Genomic DNA, 14,938 nt, shown 5'->3' on the forward strand with positions numbered 1-14,938 from the left:
GGCGAAAGGTGGGTCATGGGCACTAGGACTAAGAAACTCAGCCAACTGGCCCTGACCGCACGTGCGGGTGCAAACCCTGAGATTACCGGGTTGGCCGTTGATAGCCGCGAGGTCAAAGACGGTTATCTGTTTGCGGCACTTCCGGGAACGCGGGTCCATGGCGCAGAGTTCATTCAATATGCTCTGCGCATGGGGGCCGCCGCAATCCTCACCGATGCCGAAGGGGCTGAGGTCGCAGCGGATGTGCTTGCGGGGTCGGATGCCGCGCTGGTGGTGGTTGAAGACCCAAGGCAGGCGCTGGCAGGATGCGCAGCACTGTGGTTCGGAAAGCAGCCTCAGACCATCGTGGCTGTGACGGGGACCAATGGTAAAACCTCTGTCGTGACCTTTGTCCGTCAGATTTGGATGGAGCTGGGCCATGCCGCCGTCAACCTGGGCACAACCGGGGTCGAAGGCGCATGGACGGCCCCTTTGGCGCATACAACGCCCGAACCGATCACCCTGCATCGGTGTTTGGCCGAAGCGGCTGAGAACGGTGTGACACATGCCGCGATGGAGGCATCCTCGCATGGTCTCGAGCAGCGCCGCCTCGACGGGGTACAGTTGGCAGCAGCGGGTTTCTCGAATTTCACCCAGGATCATCTGGATTATCACGAAACCTTCGAGGCGTATTTTGCCGCCAAAGCAGGACTTTTCGACCGCGTGTTGCCTCAGGACGGCACGGTTGTGGTCAACATGAGCGATCCAAAGGGTGGGCAGGTTCGTCGTATCGCTGAAACCCGTGGGCAAAATGTGCTGACCGTTGGATTGGGTGATGCAGATCTGTGTCTGCTCAATCAGCGCTTTGATGCAACCGGGCAGGATCTGCGGTTTTCGTGGCAGGGTAAGGTATATCAGACCCGATTGAACCTGATCGGTGGGTTCCAGGCTGAAAACATCCTGCTGGCATGTGGGCTGGTGATCGCTGGTGGCGAAGATCCCACGCGTGTTTTCGAGACCCTGCCGCACCTGACGACGGTCCGGGGACGGATGCAACTGGCTGCGACGCGTGAAAACGGGGCTGCTGTGTTTGTCGATTACGCCCATACGCCAGATGCTGTGGCCACGGCACTCAAGGCTTTGCGCCCTCATGTTATGGGCCGGCTGATCGCCGTCATCGGTGCCGGCGGAGATCGTGATGCGACCAAGCGCCCGCTGATGGGCAAGGCTGCGGCCAATAACGCTGATGTGGTATTTGTCACCGACGACAATCCCCGCACCGAAGACCCAGCTACTATCCGTACTGCGGTGATGCTGGGCGCGCCCGAGGCGACCGAGGTGGGTGATCGTGCCGAAGCCATCCTGCGCGGCATAGATGCCCTGCAACCGGGTGATGCGCTGCTGATCGCCGGTAAAGGGCACGAGACAGGACAGATCGTGGGCGATCAGGTTTTACCTTTCGACGACGTAGAACAGGCCAGCATCAGCGTGGCCGCCCTCGATGGGAGGGTGGCATGACGCTCTGGACTGCGGCTGAGGCTGTTGCGGCCACTGGCGGGCGTGCCACCGCCGATTGGCAGGTCAATGGCGTATCCATCGACACCCGCACATTGCAGCCCGGAGATCTGTTTGTTGCGCTGAAGGCGGCGCGCGACGGCCACGATTTTGTGGCGCAAGCGCTTGAGAAGGGCGCAGGCGCAGCGCTGGTCTCGCAGATACCCGAAGGCGTTTCCCCGGACGCGCCGTTACTGATCGTCGAGGACGTGCAGACCGGGCTTGAGGCGCTGGGGCAGGCGGCCCGCGCGCGGACAGAGGCGCGCGTGATTGGCGTGACCGGGAGTGTCGGCAAGACATCGACCAAGGAAATGCTGGCCAATATTCTGGAAACGCAGGGGAAGACCCATGCCAGCGTTGCCAGTTACAACAACCATTGGGGTGTGCCGCTGACGCTTGCCCGGATGCCGCGCGACACTGAATTTGCCGTGATAGAAATCGGGATGAACCACCCCGGAGAGATTGCTCCGCTGGCGCGTCAGGCCCGCCCGCATGTGGCCTTGGTTACCACCGTCGCGGCAGTCCATCTGGAAGCATTCGAGTCCGTCGCAGGTATAGCCCAAGAGAAAGCAGCGATATTTGAAGGGTTACTCCCAGGCGGCGCGGCCATCGTAAATGCGGATATCGAACATGCCGACATCCTGCGCCAATACGCAACTCAGGCTGGGGCAGGGATTGTCGACTTTGGACGCGCTGCGTCAGATTACGTGCTGACCGGAGTTGTGCAGAAACCGGACTCGGTCCATGCAACGGCCAGGGTCGACGGAAAAGCCATCTCCTTTGATGTGCAATCAGCAGGCACTCATTTTGCCATGAATGCACTTGGGGCATTGGCGGCCTGCGTTGAACTTGGTGTCGACCTGAACGAAGCCATCGCAGGCTTGGGCAACTGGTTGCCGGTAAAAGGTCGCGGCTTTCGCGAGCAGATTTCACTGGCGGATGGTGGTCAGGTCGAATTGCTGGACGACAGCTATAACGCCAATCCAACTTCGATGGAGGCTGCCTTGGAAGTTTTGGCCGCCTCACAGGGCAGGCGCCGGATCGCATTTCTGGGTGATATGAAAGAGCTGGGCGCACAAGAGATCCCCATGCATGCAGCGATGGCAAATGTCGCGGCTATGACGCAGATGGATCAGGTTCACTGCATTGGCCCGCTTATGAAAGCGCTTTACGATGCGTTGCCAGCGGAAAAGCGCGGACTTTGGTTTGAGACCAGCGTTGAGATGGCTGAACGGCTGCCAGAGCTGATCTGCGCAGGCGACACTGTTCTTGCCAAAGGATCACTCAGCATGGCGCTGGCGCGAATTGTTGACGGTTTGCGGGAAATGGGGCAAGGGGACGCGCTTGAGCCATGATCGCCGCACGGGAAAGGTATTGATATGCTCTATTGGTTGACCGGCCTGTCGGACGGAGGGGATTTTTTCAATCTCTTCCGGTACATCACGTTCCGGGCGGGCGGTGCCTTTATGACAGCGCTGATTTTCGGGTTTATCTTTGGCAAACCGCTGATCAATGTTCTGCGCCGCAAGCAGGGCAAAGGGCAACCGATCCGGGATGATGGCCCCGAGGGGCACTTCTCCAAAGCGGGCACGCCGACCATGGGCGGCTTGCTGATCGTAGGCGCGCTTGTCACATCGACACTGGTTTGGGCACGGTGGGACAACCCCTATGTCTGGATGGTCTTATTCGTGACGCTGGCCTATGCCGCCATTGGGTTTGCAGATGACTATGCCAAGGTCTCCAAGCAAAACACCAAAGGTGTTTCGGGGAAAATGCGGTTAGGACTTGGTGTGGTTATCGCAGTTCTTGCGTCTATTTGGGCCACGATGCACCACCCTGAGGCGCTGCAGAATCAGCTTGCTGTGCCGGTATTCAAAGACACGCTGCTCAATCTGGGGATATTCTACATTCCCTTCGCGATTGTCGTGATCGTTGGGTCAGCAAATGCGGTGAACCTGACCGATGGGCTGGACGGGCTGGCGATCATGCCCGCAATGATCGCCGCATCGACCCTGGGGATTATCGCCTATGCAGTGGGCCGGGTCGACTTCACTGAGTATCTGGATGTGCATTACGTGCCCGGAACCGGCGAAATCTTTATTTTCACCTCGGCCCTGTTCGGTGCTGGCCTTGGGTTTCTATGGTATAACGCGCCGCCTGCGGCCGTGTTCATGGGCGATACTGGATCGCTTGCCTTGGGCGGCGCTTTGGGAGCGATTGCGGTGGCCACCAAACACGAATTGGTGTTGGCTGTCGTCGGAGGTCTGTTCGTGGTCGAAGCGCTGAGCGTGATCATCCAAGTGCTGTATTTCAAACGCACAGGTCGTCGCGTGTTTCTGATGGCCCCGATCCATCATCACTATGAGAAGAAGGGCTGGGCCGAGCCCACCATCGTGATCCGGTTCTGGATCATCTCACTGATCCTGGCGATGATTGGGCTTGCGACGCTGAAGGTCCGGTAGGCTCCCGCCAAGTTCGGAGGACAGCCGGCCCGCCGCCTCCTGTTGGGCCGGGCTCGCGCTGCGCACGAACCTGCTGTCGATCTTGCCAATGGCAGGTTCATCTGTGCAGTGTGTCGGCGCATTTGAAGTCGAAAGAAGGTGGGAAATATGATCCCGGTCAAAGGGTTTTCAGGACAGAAAGTTGCGGTTCTGGGGCTGGGTCGGTCTGGCCTGACCACGGCGCGCGCCTTGCGGGCCGGTAAGGCCGAACCCGTCTGCTGGGATGATAATCCGGCTGCACGCGCGGCGGCCGAAGCCGAAGGGTTCACATGCTGCGATCTAGGCCGTCACGGGGCGTTTGATGATGTCGCCACTCTGATCGTGTCGCCGGGGATCCCCCATCTGTACCCAGAGCCTAACCCGGTTGTGGCGGCCGCGCTTGAGGCCGGGGTACCGGTGGATAACGATATCGGTTTGTTTTTCCGCTCGTTCGCCGGGCCAGAATGGGACAATCTCGATACTCCGCCCCGCGTGGTCGCGGTGACCGGGTCGAACGGGAAATCAACCACCGCCGCACTTATCCATCATATCCTGACCGAAGCTGGCCGTGAGGCACAGCTGGCGGGGAATATCGGCCGAGGCGTATTGGACATTGATCCAGGGGGCAATGGCTCGGTCGTGGTGTTGGAGTTGTCGAGTTATCAGACAGAGCTTGCGCGGTCGCTGACACCTGATGTGGCCGTTTTCACCAATCTGTCACCGGATCATCTGGATCGTCACGGCGGCATGGGGGGCTATTTCGCCGCCAAGCGCCGTTTGTTTGCCGAAGGCGGCCCTGACCGGGCCGTGATCGGTGTGGATGAGGACGAAGGCGCCTTTCTGGCCGGTCAACTGGCCGAAGCGCCAACGGATGACCGGGTGATCCGTATCTCGGTTGCCCGCAAGTTGACCGGACCCGGATGGCAGGTATTTGCGCGCAAAGGGTTCCTGTCGGAGTATCGCAAGGGGCGACAGGCGGGGTCGATTGACCTGCGCGAGATCAAAGGTCTGCCCGGTGCACATAATCACCAGAATGCCTGTGCCGCCTACGCCACGTGCCGCGCGTTGGGGTTGGCCCCTCGGATCATTCAGGATGCGTTGCACAGCTATCCGGGCCTGCCGCATCGCAGTCAGATCATCGCCGAAGCGGATGGGGTCACCTATGTGAACGATTCAAAGGCGACCAATGTCGACAGCGCAGTAAAGGCGTTGAATGCGTTCAAGAAGGTCCGCTGGATCTGTGGCGGGCTTGAGAAAGAGGGCGGGTTGTCTGCACTCAACTCAGCCAGTGAACATGTGCTCAAGGCTTATGTGATCGGGCGCGAAGCTGCCGGATTTGCAATGCAGTTACAGGCAGATACCCTGGTTTGCACCACAATGGCAGAAGCCGTTGAACAGGCAATGAACGACGCGCAGTCGGGCGAGACGATTTTGCTGGCCCCTGCCGCAGCCAGTTTTGATCAATATGACAATTTCGAACAACGCGGTGAGGATTTTGCAGAACAGGTTCGTAAACGGCTTTAGGACACGCCATTTGCAATAGATCGCCGGTTGGGCCAAGCTGAGATGCTATCAGCTTGACGCGCCATATTTTTTGGTTTTGCTACCCGTCAAATTCAACACGAGGTTATGACTATGCCATATCGTAAGTTTTCCCTGATCCTGCCTGCCATTCTGATTGCGGGTGCCTGCACCAACACTGGCGCAAACTACCAGCCGATCATCGATGGTCCGGTTGGCCCTAATTACAACGTTGATCTGCAGCAGTGCCAACAGCTTGCGGCATCGCAGGCATCTGTTGATGGCACCACGGCCGGGAATGCAGCCATCGGCGCCGTTGGCGCAGCCGCAGTGACCGGGATCGTACAGGACAGCAGCGATAATCTGGGCCGCGCTGCAGTTGCAGGTGCGTTGGTTGGCGCCGGTGCGGATGTGATCAACAAGAACCAGAACAAAGAAGTGTTGGTGCGTAACTGCATGCGTGGCCGTGGGTACAACGTCGTCGGCTAGTGCCACGCAAATACCGTGTCGGCTAACCACGACTGGCGATTGCAGTTCCAGCGGCATGGCCCGAGGACCATGCCCATTGGAAATTGTACCCGCCCAGCCAACCGGTGACATCCACCGCTTCACCTATCGCATAGAGGCCGGGGACATCCCTGGCCTCCAACGTTTTTGACGACAGATCATCGGTGTCGATGCCGCCCAGCGTGACCTCGGCGGTGCGATAGCCTTCGGTCCCGGACGGGGTCAGATGCCAGTTCGACAGGGCCTCGACCAGGTCCGAAAGGGCAGTGTCCGATTGGTCGGCCAGATTGCCCTGCATGGGAATGTGTTGGCTCAGGAAATCGACCAATCGCGCGGGTAACTGCCGGGAAAGTTCAGTAGTCAGGGCTTTGCGTCCGCTGTTTTGGCGCTGATCTCGCAGCAGGTCGAATAGTGGCATATCCTGGATCAGGTTGACCCGGATCGCCTCACCCTCGCGCCAGTATGAGGATAGTTGCAGCGCAGCTGGTCCGCTGAGGCCGCGATGGGTGAAAAGCAAAGCCTCGTCAAAGCTGGTCCGGTCGTTCGACAGCCGCGTCGGCAGCGAGACACCGGACAGGTCCTTGAACCTGCCGTCGGAAAAGGTGAACGGCACCAGAGCCGCGCGTGTCTCGGTCATCCGCAATCCAAACTGGTGCGCGATGTCATAAGCCAGACCCGTCGCCCCCATTTTAGGGATCGACTTACCACCCGTGGCCAGTACCAGATTGGTGCAGGTCAGGGCATGTCGCTGTCCCTCGCGTTCAACCGTCAGCGCGAAACCAGTGTCGGTTTTGCACAGGTCCTTCATCTCGGTCCTTACCCACAGCTCGGCCCCGGCGCGCTCTATTTCATCCAGCAACATTTGGATGATCTGTTTCGAGGAACCGTCGCAGAACAGCTGTCCCAGTGTTTTCTCGTGCCAAGCGATGTCATGACGCCCGACCATTTCAATGAAATCCCACTGCGTGTAGCGCGCCAATGCGGACTTACAGAAATGCGGGTTCTGAGACAGGAAGTTGCCCGGCCCCGCGTACATATTGGTGAAATTACACCGCCCGCCGCCCGAGATGCGGATTTTCTCACCCGGCGCCTTCGCGTGGTCGATCACCAGAACGCGCCCAACGCAATGGGCGGCACACATCAAGCCAGCAGCACCGGCGCCCAGGATGATCGTATCATAAGTCATGCGCGGGGGATGGCGTGGAATGGCTGGGATGGCAAGGGGGAGACGTAAACACGCGCTGCAATCGTCCGTCCGTGACTGTGGATCCGTCCTCTGATTGGTTTGGGAAAATGGAATGAAATTGGCAGTTGGAACATTTGTGATATTGGCCGGAATACCATGTGCCAGAATACGCCCGACAAGGAAGCTCAATATGACGCACTGCATAGGAGGGCGGTTCAGTGATCACGCGCATTTCCCAAGTCACAGTTCAACTGGGAAAAAAGGCTGAATTGGTCGAATCCAGGAGGATAAAGCACTACGATCTTGTTCCCTAGGTGTTCCGAACGCCCGGGACGGGAAGCCCTGAAGCGGATCACTGGCTTGAAGGCGCCAATTTCCCTCTGTTGCGGCGTCATTCCACTAGCCCAAACACTAAAACCCCTGTAGACTCGCTCGTAGACCCCGAAAACGGGGCGTTGACGAGGCAGATAGTGGCGGTATCTCATGACTGAGATGGTGTATGGCGCGGTTCAGGACCAGCGCGGAGAACCGATTCTACCAAAGTGGTGGCGGACGATTGATCGTTGGACGATGTCCTGCGTACTGATCCTGTTTGTCATCGGGCTGTTGCTGGGGCTGGCCTCATCGCCGCCGCTGGCTGGTCGCAACGGGTTCGACCCGTTCCATTACGTCGAACGCCAGGCGCTGTTCGGCGGATTGGCGCTTGTTGCGATGCTGCTGACCTCGATGATGTCGCCCACACTGGTTCGACGTCTGGCGGTGTTGGGGTTTCTTGCTGCTTTTGTCGCGCTGGTCTTCCTTCCCGTCTTTGGCACAGATTTTGGCAAAGGTGCGGTGCGCTGGTATTCGCTTGGCTTTGCCTCGCTGCAGCCGTCTGAATTTCTGAAACCCGGGTTTATCGTTGTGGCGGCCTGGTTGCTGGCCGCGTCACAACAGATCAACGGCCCGCCCGGTCGGCTATGGTCTTTTGCGCTGTGCATGGCGATTGTCGCCATGTTGGTTATGCAGCCCGATTTTGGTCAGGCCTGCCTGATCCTGTTTGGCTGGGGCGTGATGTATTTCGTTGCCGGTGCGCCGATGTTGTTGCTGGTTGGTATGGCGGGGTTTGTCGTGCTTGGCGGTATGTTCGCCTATTCCAACTCGGAACATTTCGCCCGACGCATTGACGGGTTCCTGAACCAAGAGGTCGATCCGACCACTCAGCTGGGCTATGCCACCAATGCGATCCGCGAGGGCGGGCTTTTCGGTGTCGGCGTGGGTGAAGGGCAGGTGAAATGGTCGCTGCCCGATGCCCATACGGATTTCATCATCGCTGTCGCGGCCGAGGAATATGGCCTGATCCTGGTGCTGATTATCATCGCACTGTATTCCCTGATCGTCGTGCGGTCATTGCTGCGGCTGATGCGCGAGCGCGACATGTTCATCCGTCTGGCGGGCACCGGTCTGGCCTGCATGTTCGGGGTTCAGGCGATGATCAATATGGGCGTCGCCGTGCGTCTTTTGCCTGCCAAAGGCATGACTTTGCCGTTCGTCAGCTATGGCGGCTCGTCCCTGATTGCAGGTGGTATTGCAATCGGCATGCTTCTGGCGTTTACCCGCACCCGCCCTCAGGGCGAACTTGGTGATATTCTACGCGGACGAGGCTGATGGGCAAACCCTACCTTCTGATTGCGGCTGGCGGGACCGGGGGCCACATGTTCCCGGCTCAGGCGCTGGCCGAGGCGATGCTGCACAGGGGCTGGCGTGTGCGCTTGTCCACCGATACGCGCGGCGCACGATATACGGGTGGCTTTCCGCATTCGACTGAAATTGTCGAGGCGTCCTCGGCAACCTTCGCTCGTGGCGGACTGCCCGCCAAACTGATGGTCGGTCCCAAGATCGCAGGTGGTGTCGCCGGTATGGCGTTTCAGATGCTGCGCGACCGACCGGACGTCGTGGTCGGCTTTGGCGGTTACCCCTCGATCCCAGCGCTGGGTGCTGCGACGATGTTGAAGATCCCGCGCATGATCCATGAACAGAACGGCGTTTTGGGCCGCGTGAATCAGCTGTTTGCGACCCGCGTGGCGCAGGTGGCTTGTGGTGTCTGGCCGACTGATCTGCCGGACGGTGCAAAGGGCATACATACCGGCAACCCGGTTCGGGCCGCCGTGCTGGACCGGGCTGCGGCGGGCTATATCCCACCGGGCGATTACCCGATGTCGATCCTGGTGATGGGTGGCTCGCAAGGTGCGCGCATCCTTAGTCAGATTGTGCCCGAAGCGATTGCCGCGCTGCCTGATGAGATGCGCCGCCATATTCGTGTCGCACATCAGGCCCGTGACGAAGACGGCGCCCGTGTTTCCGCGTTTTATGACGACCACGGTATCCGTGCCGAAGTGAAACCGTTCTTTCAGGATGTGCCCCGTCGTATGTCCGATGCGCAGCTGGTGATATCACGCTCAGGCGCGTCAAGTGTGGCGGATATATCCGTCATCGGACGGCCCTCGATCCTGATCCCGTATGCCGCCGCAGCGGGCGATCATCAGACCGCCAACGCACGCGGGCTGGTTCAGGCCGGAGGGGCAATCATGATCCCCGAGAACCTGCTTGACGTTCCTTCGCTGACACAGCAAATCACCGCAGTTCTGACAAACCCCGAAGCCGCGCAAAAGATGGCCCATGCTGCCTTATCGACCGGCGCACCGGACGCGACCGAGCGCTTGGTCGCCCAGGTCGAACAGTTGGCGCAGAAGGAGACCGCATGACCCCAGCAACCAAACTGCCGCAGGATGTCGGGCCGATCCATTTCGTGGGTATCGGCGGGATCGGGATGTCGGGCATTGCCGAGGTGCTTTTGAATCTGGGCTACCGGGTGCAGGGCTCGGACCTGAAAGCGTCGAAAATCACCGACCGCCTTGCTGGTCTGGGCGCCGAGATCTTTGTCGGTCAAAGTGCTGAAAACCTTGAGAACGCCGCCGTGGTTGTGGTGTCGACCGCGATCAAACCGGGCAACCCGGAGCTGGACGGCGCCCGTGCGCGGGGCCTGCCAGTGGTGCGTCGGGCCGATATGCTGGCCGAGTTGATGCGCTTGAAATCCAACATTGCCATTGCCGGAACCCACGGCAAGACCACCACCACCACGATGATGGCTGAACTGATGGTGGCAGGGGAATTTGACCCGACCGTGATCAATGGCGGTATCATTCACGCTTATGGCTCGAATGCGCGAATGGGGCAGGGCGAATGGATGGTGGTCGAGGCGGACGAATCCGACGGCTCGTTCAACCGTCTGCCTGCGACCATTGTCATTGTCACCAATATCGACCCCGAGCATATGGAGCATTGGGGCGATTTCGACCAGCTGCGCGACGGGTTCTACGAATTTGTCTCGAACCTGCCGTTTTACGGGCTTGCCGTCTGCTGCACCGACCACGCCGAAGTGCAAACACTGGTGGGTCGCATCACAGACCGGCGCGTGCGGACTTATGGTTTCAACGCGCAGGCGGATGTGCGGGCCGAGAACCTGACCTATAAGGGCGGCGTCGCACATTTCGACATTCACCTGCAATACGAAGACAAGAGGATCGAGGGCTGCACCCTGCCGATGCCAGGCGACCACAACGTCTCGAACGCGTTGTCTGCGGTTGCTGTTGCCCGCCATCTGGGCATGAAAGCCGCCGAAATCCGCGAAGCGTTGGCTAATTTCGGTGGCGTCAATCGTCGCTTTACCAAAGTGGGTGAGGTCGATGGTGTCACGATCATCGACGATTACGGTCACCACCCGGTTGAAATCGCAGCGGTTCTGAAAGCCGCACGCCAGGCCACCGAAGGCCGTGTGATCGCGGTCCATCAACCCCACAGGTATTCGCGTTTGTCTAATCTGTTCGATGATTTCTGTACCTGTTTCAATGACGCCGACGTTGTTGCCATCGCCGATATTTTCGCTGCCGGAGAGGACCCGATCGAAGGGGCGTCCCGCGATGACCTGGTTCAGGGGCTCATCCGGCATGGGCATCGACATGCCCGCGCTTTGATGGACGAATCCGATCTTGAACGTCTGGTTCGTGAACAGGCCCGCCCCGGAGACATGGTTGTCTGCCTTGGAGCCGGTACGATCAGCGCCTGGGCCAATGGCCTGCCTTCGCGCTTGCAGAAATAACAGGCGATGTGACGTAATGGACTCTTTTGCGGTGCAACCCTAAAGAGTGATCGTGCAACCGCAGAAAAAGCGGTCTCGGAGGCAAGATTTGGCGTACTCGGTATTATTTGCAGGGATGTGGGTCATAGCGTCGACTATCGTGGCCATGCTACCGATGCGCCTGCAATTTCCACCGGGGATTGTGTTGGTTATCGTTGCGCCGGCGCTGATTGTCTGGCTGGGTTACGATTTCGGCTGGTTCTTTTCGGTCCTGGGCTTTGCGGCTTTTGCATCCATGTTCCGAAACCCAATTCGCCACTATTGGCAACGTTGGACAGGCCGAGGGGACGACGAATGAATTGGTCCATTGCCCTTGCCGCCCTGTGGGGAGTTGTTGCGAATGTCCTGGCGATGATCCCCAGCAAGGATAATCACTGGACCCGCGCCTATTTCTTGATTGCTGCGGGTATTCCTATCGTTGGCTATGTCACGCTGCAGAACGGTCCGTGGATCGGGTTGATTGTTCTGGTTGCTGGGATCTCGGTACTGCGTTGGCCCGTGATTTATCTGGGCCGGTGGTTGCGTCGGATCCTGGGTGCCGCGCAATAGCGGATACAGCTTGCTTTGGCGGTTCGAATCCGCGAATTAGCGGCCATGACTTCTGTTCCCTCGCCACGCGGCAAGCTCACCCAGAACCGCCCGCTGAATGATCTGACCTGGTTGCGGGTCGGAGGACCGGCGGATTACCTCTTTCAACCCGCCGACCAGGAAGACCTGCAGCAGTTTCTGCGCGACTTACCTGACGATATCACGGTTTTCCCGATGGGCGTCGGCTCGAACCTGATTGTCCGGGACGGAGGGCTGCGCGCCGTAGTGATCCGGTTGGGCCGGGGATTTAATGGCATCTCGATTGAGGGCAACATTGTCACCGCAGGCGCGGCGGCGCTGGATGGGCATGTGGCGCGCAAGGCAGCTGATGCGGGCGTGGACCTGACGTTTTTGCGAACCATTCCGGGGTCGATTGGCGGCGCTGTGCGGATGAATGCGGGATGTTATGGCAGCTATACGGCGGATGTTCTGTGCAAGGCGACGATCATTACGCGGCAAGGGCAGGTCGTCGATCTGACGCCCGAAGAACTGAATTTTCGCTATCGTCAGTCGGATCTGCCTGAGGGTGCGGTGCTGATCTCGGCCACGTTCGAAGGCCCCCTAGATGATCCTGATGAACTGCATGCCCGCATGGACTCGCAGTTGAAAAAGCGGGATGAGACCCAGCCGACCAAAGATCGCAGCGCGGGCTCGACCTTCCGCAATCCGGCCGGGTTTTCCTCGACGGGCCGCGCAGATGATGTGCATGACCTCAAGGCCTGGAAGGTGATCGACGACGCGGGAATGCGGGGCGTGATGCGGGGCGGAGCGCAGATGAGCCCCAAGCATCCCAATTTTCTGATCAACACCGGCTCTGCCACCGCTGCCGACCTCGAAGGGTTGGGCGAAGATGTGCGAAAAAAGGTTTACGAAACAAGCGGCATCACGCTAGAGTGGGAAATCATGCGGGTCGGTGATCCGCTGACAGATTAAAGCTGCGACCGTCAGACCCAAAACAGGCAAAATAGGGCGACGGATCAAAGGCATAAAGCAGGACGGACCACCACATAAGGTCCGCAGGATTTGAGGCGCACGACGTGGGTAGTTCGAGCAGGACAAACCCCAAAGTGGCGGTATTGATGGGTGGACCCTCGGCGGAACGTGAGGTGTCTCTCAGCTCTGGGCGCGAATGCGCAGCCGCCCTAAGGGGAGAAGGCTTTGAAGTGGTCGAACTGGACGCAGGTCCGGACCTCTGTGCGCGCCTTTTGGATATCAAGCCGGATGTGGTCTTCAACGCTCTGCATGGTCGCTGGGGCGAGGATGGCTGCGTGCAGGGTCTGCTGGAGTGGTTGCGTATTCCCTATACCCATTCGGGTGTGCTGGCTTCGGCGTTGGCCATGGACAAGCAGCGCAGCAAAGCGGCGTTCCGTATCGCCGGTCTGCCAGTCGCCGAAAGTGTGATCGAGGCCAAATCCGAAGTTGCCGCGCGTCATACGATGGAACCGCCCTATGTGGTCAAGCCCAACAATGAGGGTTCCAGCGTCGGCATTTATCTGGTGCATGAGGGCGCCAATACTCCACCGAAACTGGCAGACGACATGCCCGAACTGGTAATGGTCGAACAATATGTGGCTGGCCGCGAGTTGACCGTCACAGTCATGGGCGACCGCGCCCTGACCGTGACAGAAATCATGACGGATGGCTGGTACGATTACGATGCCAAGTACAAGCCGGGCGGGTCGTGGCATGTGCTGCCTGCTGAAATCCCGCAGGACATTTTTGACCTGTGTATGGGCTTTGCCAAACAGGCGCATGATCTGTTGGGTTGCAAAGGCGTCAGCCGCACAGATTTTCGGTGGGATGACAGCAAGGGCGCAGAGGGCTTGTTCCTGCTGGAAACCAACACCCAGCCAGGAATGACGCCGACGTCACTGGCTCCGGAACAGGGCGCGCATTGCGGGATAACCTTCGGCCAGTTTTGCGCATGGATGGTGGAGGACGCATCATGCGACCGCTGACAGCCACCCGTGCGCCGGTTATCCATCGGTCAAAGCCACTTGCCGGTCCGGATGCCGATTTCGCTTCGGGGGACCGCAACAATGTAGAACCCAAGTTCCGCCTGCGGCGACTTTGGGGGCGTAAGTCATCGGCGTTTGATCCGGCGCCGTCCCGCCTAAGCTATCGGTTGCAGCGCTGGATGTTGACGCCTGGTGTTCGCCGTGGCCTGAAATACGGGCTGCCGGTCTTCGCTGTGTGTGCTGCGCTTGGCGGGTATTTCAGCTCTCAGGACCGGCGCGAAGCGATTGTGGCTCATGTCCATGATGTGAAAATCTCGATCCAGCAGCGACCAGAATTCATGGTCAACCTGATGGCGATTGATGGGGCGGGAACCAACCTTTCGGAAGACATTCGTGAAGTGGTGCCGCTGGACTTCCCAATCAGTTCCTGGGACCTGGATGTCGAACAGATGCGCGAAACGATCACAGGATTGGATCCGGTTAAATCAGCCTCTGTGCGCATCCGTCCAGGAGGTATCCTGCAGGTGGATGTTGTCGAACGGCAGCCCGCCATTGTCTGGCGTACCCGCCGAGGGGTCGAATTGCTGGATGAAACTGGCGCGCATGTTGAAATCATCGCATCGCGGCAGGATCACTCCAATCTGCCACTGATCGCGGGTGAGGGCGCGGATTCCTATGTACCCGAAGCGCTGCAACTGACGGCCACAGCCAGCAGTCTTGGCAATCGGGTGCGCGGTCTGGTGCGAATTGGCGAACGTCGCTGGGATCTGGTTCTGGATCGCGGTCAGCGCATCATGTTGCCGACAGAACGGCCAGTGCGCGCATTGGAACGCGTGTTGGCCGTGAACGAGGTTCAGGATCTTCTGGAACGCGATGTGGCCGTGGTGGATATGCGCCTGGGTCAGCGACCGACAATCCGAATGACCAAAGCCGCCAGCGAAGACTGGTGGAATACAAAAGTAGATGTGAGTAGTGGGCAGTAACGACA

General features: G+C 59.2%; 14 protein-coding genes. 13 read left to right on the forward strand and 1 reads right to left on the reverse strand.

The window, feature by feature from the left end:
- Positions 1 to 15 precede the first annotated feature (15 nt).
- From AC2FH6_RS08445 to AC2FH6_RS08465, 5 genes are all read left to right on the forward strand, one after another.
- Positions 16 to 1,497: a UDP-N-acetylmuramoyl-L-alanyl-D-glutamate--2,6-diaminopimelate ligase gene (locus tag AC2FH6_RS08445; RefSeq protein ID WP_496702080.1), complete on the forward strand. Its 1,482-nt coding sequence runs from the start codon at positions 16 to 18 to the stop codon at positions 1,495 to 1,497.
- The gene (locus tag AC2FH6_RS08450) at positions 1,494 to 2,888 is read left to right on the forward strand and encodes a UDP-N-acetylmuramoyl-tripeptide--D-alanyl-D-alanine ligase (RefSeq protein WP_496701654.1); all 1,395 of its coding nucleotides are present in this window, start codon (positions 1,494 to 1,496) and stop codon (positions 2,886 to 2,888) included. The genes AC2FH6_RS08445 and AC2FH6_RS08450 overlap by 4 nt, the downstream gene beginning before the upstream one ends.
- Positions 2,889 to 2,912: 24 nt before the next feature.
- A complete protein-coding gene (gene mraY, locus AC2FH6_RS08455; RefSeq protein WP_282021459.1) occupies positions 2,913 to 3,995 on the forward strand; it encodes a phospho-N-acetylmuramoyl-pentapeptide-transferase in 1,083 nt (360 codons plus the stop codon).
- Between the two features lie 147 nt (positions 3,996 to 4,142).
- Positions 4,143 to 5,537: a UDP-N-acetylmuramoyl-L-alanine--D-glutamate ligase gene (gene murD / locus AC2FH6_RS08460; protein ID WP_496702082.1), complete on the forward strand. Its 1,395-nt coding sequence runs from the start codon at positions 4,143 to 4,145 to the stop codon at positions 5,535 to 5,537.
- A 111-nt stretch (positions 5,538 to 5,648) separates the two neighbouring features.
- Complete coding sequence (locus AC2FH6_RS08465; RefSeq protein WP_246097157.1) at positions 5,649 to 6,023, forward strand: glycine zipper family protein; 375 nt, start codon at positions 5,649 to 5,651, stop codon at positions 6,021 to 6,023.
- Between the two features lie 22 nt (positions 6,024 to 6,045).
- Here the strand turns inward: AC2FH6_RS08465 and AC2FH6_RS08470 are convergent, their stop codons facing one another.
- Positions 6,046 to 7,227 carry a BaiN/RdsA family NAD(P)/FAD-dependent oxidoreductase gene (locus AC2FH6_RS08470; RefSeq protein ID WP_496702084.1) on the reverse strand — a complete coding sequence of 394 codons (1,182 nt, stop codon included), beginning with the start codon at positions 7,225 to 7,227 and terminating at the stop codon, positions 6,046 to 6,048.
- Positions 7,228 to 7,710: 483 nt separating this feature from the next.
- Between AC2FH6_RS08470 and ftsW the strand changes: the two genes are divergently transcribed.
- The 8 genes from ftsW to AC2FH6_RS08510 all read left to right on the forward strand — a co-directional run bounded on the left by ftsW (position 7,711) and on the right by AC2FH6_RS08510 (position 14,933).
- Positions 7,711 to 8,874: a putative lipid II flippase FtsW gene (gene ftsW, locus AC2FH6_RS08475; RefSeq protein WP_142635039.1), complete on the forward strand. Its 1,164-nt coding sequence runs from the start codon at positions 7,711 to 7,713 to the stop codon at positions 8,872 to 8,874.
- Positions 8,874 to 9,971: a UDP-N-acetylglucosamine--N-acetylmuramyl-(pentapeptide) pyrophosphoryl-undecaprenol N-acetylglucosamine transferase gene (locus tag AC2FH6_RS08480; RefSeq protein WP_142635037.1), complete on the forward strand. Its 1,098-nt coding sequence runs from the start codon at positions 8,874 to 8,876 to the stop codon at positions 9,969 to 9,971. Before ftsW ends, AC2FH6_RS08480 begins: the two co-directional genes overlap by 1 nt.
- Positions 9,968 to 11,365, forward strand: a complete 1,398-nt coding sequence (gene murC / locus AC2FH6_RS08485; RefSeq protein WP_496702087.1) for a UDP-N-acetylmuramate--L-alanine ligase — start codon at positions 9,968 to 9,970, stop codon at positions 11,363 to 11,365. The genes AC2FH6_RS08480 and murC overlap by 4 nt, the downstream gene beginning before the upstream one ends.
- An 88-nt stretch (positions 11,366 to 11,453) precedes the next feature.
- Positions 11,454 to 11,702, forward strand: a complete 249-nt coding sequence (locus AC2FH6_RS08490; protein ID WP_496694818.1) for a DUF2484 family protein — start codon at positions 11,454 to 11,456, stop codon at positions 11,700 to 11,702.
- Entirely contained in the window at positions 11,699 to 11,953 is a 255-nt protein-coding gene (locus tag AC2FH6_RS08495; RefSeq protein WP_142635031.1) for a DUF2484 family protein, read from the forward strand. Before AC2FH6_RS08490 ends, AC2FH6_RS08495 begins: the two co-directional genes overlap by 4 nt.
- Positions 11,954 to 11,998: 45 nt before the next feature.
- A complete protein-coding gene (murB, locus tag AC2FH6_RS08500) occupies positions 11,999 to 12,925 on the forward strand; it encodes a UDP-N-acetylmuramate dehydrogenase (protein WP_496690897.1) in 927 nt (308 codons plus the stop codon).
- A 104-nt stretch (positions 12,926 to 13,029) separates the two neighbouring features.
- The gene (locus AC2FH6_RS08505) at positions 13,030 to 13,950 is read left to right on the forward strand and encodes a D-alanine--D-alanine ligase (protein ID WP_496702089.1); all 921 of its coding nucleotides are present in this window, start codon (positions 13,030 to 13,032) and stop codon (positions 13,948 to 13,950) included.
- Positions 13,938 to 14,933, forward strand: coding sequence for a cell division protein FtsQ/DivIB (locus AC2FH6_RS08510; protein ID WP_142635027.1), 996 nt, complete (start codon positions 13,938 to 13,940; stop codon positions 14,931 to 14,933). Before AC2FH6_RS08505 ends, AC2FH6_RS08510 begins: the two co-directional genes overlap by 13 nt.
- The last annotated feature ends 5 nt before the right edge of the window (positions 14,934 to 14,938 follow it).

The sequence above is a fragment of the Ruegeria sp. CDSC045 genome (assembly GCF_059610725.1).